The organism is Mesorhizobium sp. M7A.F.Ca.CA.002.05.1.1, from assembly GCF_003998335.1.
In the GTDB taxonomy this organism is placed as follows: domain Bacteria; phylum Pseudomonadota; class Alphaproteobacteria; order Rhizobiales; family Rhizobiaceae; genus Mesorhizobium.
Genome location: NZ_RZQI01001017.1, coordinates 1 through 2,012 on the forward strand (window position 1 = coordinate 1; position 2,012 = coordinate 2,012).

The 2,012-nt window shown below is 61.8% G+C and carries 2 protein-coding genes; both read left to right on the forward strand.

Going from position 1 to position 2,012, the window contains the following annotated elements; all coding sequences use genetic code 11:
* The first annotated feature begins 376 nt into the window (after positions 1-376).
* A complete protein-coding gene (gene ehuA, locus EN939_RS31890) occupies positions 377-1,168 on the forward strand; it encodes an ectoine/hydroxyectoine ABC transporter ATP-binding protein EhuA (protein WP_127271555.1) in 792 nt (263 codons plus the stop codon).
* A gap of 87 nt (positions 1,169-1,255) precedes the next feature.
* Positions 1,256-2,012, forward strand: a 757-nt coding sequence (gene ehuB, locus EN939_RS31895) for an ectoine/hydroxyectoine ABC transporter substrate-binding protein EhuB (RefSeq protein WP_127271556.1), incomplete at its 3' end; no start/stop codon positions are given.

A 2,012-nucleotide genomic window follows, 5' to 3' on the forward strand; every position in this document is an offset into this window, starting at 1 on the left:
GTATCTCGCTGGGTTCGACCACCGAGGGGGAACTGCGCGCCGGCCTCGGCGTTGTCACCAAGCTTTTGCTCGGCGATCCCGAGCACCTGCTGCTCGCTATCTAGCGAGTGCGCCGCTATCCGGGTGATGCCGGCCTGCGAAAGGCAGCCTCCTGCGCTTCCGGTACTCACGTACGAAAAGTACGCTCCGTTCCGGTTCTCGGAGGCTCCCATTCTCGGCTCGGCCTGACCCGAATCCCGGCGCACTCTTCGGCACTGGTTGCTCAAGAATTGTGCGGAATGGGAAATATTGTCATGATATTATTTTTCCGATTGACATGATTTGGCGCGTTCCGCATCGTTAAGGGGCACAGGCTTCTCCAGCACGGGGAATTTATTTGTCCGCATCAGCGCCCATCATCAAGATCGACGGCATCTCGAAGAGCTTCGGCAGCTTCAAGGTGCTGGACGGCCTGTCGATGCAGGTCATGCCCGGCGAGAAGCTGGCGCTGATCGGCCCGTCGGGCTCGGGCAAGACGACGATCCTGCGCATCCTGATGACACTTGAGCGCATCGATGGCGGTCATATCCAGATCGACGGCGAGCAGCTCTACCACATGGAACGCAATGGCCAGCTGCTGCCCGCCGATGAGCGGCATCTGACAAGGATGCGGCGGAAGATCGGCATGGTGTTCCAGCTGTTCAACCTGTTTCCGCACAAATGCGTCATGGACAATGTCACGCTGGCGCCGATGCTGACCAAGGGCACGCCACGCGCCGCCGCCGAAAAGCGGGCGATGGAACTGCTCGAAATGGTCGGCATGGCCGACAAGGCCAAGTCCATGCCGGCGCAGCTATCCGGCGGGCAGAAGCAACGCGTCGCGATCGCCCGGGCACTCGCGCTGTCGCCGAAGATCATGCTGTTCGACGAGGTGACGTCGGCGCTCGATCCGGAGCTCGTCGAGGAGGTGATGAACGTCATGCGCAAACTCGCCGCCGAGACCGACATGACCATGCTGCTGGTCACCCACGAGATGGGTTTCGCCCATGATTTCGCCGACCGGGTGCTGTTCTTCGATCGTGGCAGAATCGTCGAGGAAGGCAAGCCGGACGAGATTTTCCGCAATCCCAAGCAGGAGCGCACGCAAGGCTTCCTGAAGAAGATCATCGCGGCCGGACATCGCGTCTGACCGTAATGCCGAGGCGGCAACGCCGCCATCAAAGGCGGCGAGGCCGCCCGTAACAAAAGCAAGACAAGAAACAAGGAGTTGGGAACAATGAACAAACTTGGCATTCTGGCCGGCGTTGCCGGTCTTGCACTGACGGCGGTGCTGGCCGCCTCTATCCCCGGTTCGGCCGACGACAGCAAGCTCGAACAGCTTAAGGCGCAAGGTTTCGCTCGCCTCGCCATCGCCAACGAGCCGCCCTACACGGCGGTCGCCGCCGATGGCAAGGTTTCGGGTGCCGCGCCCGATGTGGCCCGCGAGATATTCAAGCGGCTCGGCGTCGCCGACGTCGCCGCTTCGATCTCTGAATATGGCGCCATGATCCCCGGCCTGCAGGCAGGTCGCTTCGATGTCGTCACCGCCGGCCTGTTCATGAAGCCGGAACGCTGCGCCGCCGTCGTCTATTCCGAGCCGGTGCTTTGCGATGCCGAGGCGATGTTGGTGAAGAAGGGCAATCCGAAGGGCTTCAAGAGCTATGAGGATGTCGCCAAGGATACGACTGCGACCATCGGCGCGCCAGGCGGCGGCACCGAGGAGAAGCTCGCGCTCAATGCCGGCGTGCCACGCGATCGCGTCATCGTCGTGCCGGATGGCCAGAGCGGCGTGAAGATGCTCCAAGATGGTCGCATCGACGCTTATTCGCTGCCCGTCCTGTCGATCAATGATCTGGTCAAGAAGGCCAACGATCCGAACCTCGAAGTCATCGCTCCGGTGCAGGGCGCACCGGTCTATTGCGACGGCGCCGCCTTCAAGAAGGGCGATGAGGCACTGCGCGACGCCTTCGACGTAGAACTGGCCAAGATGAAGA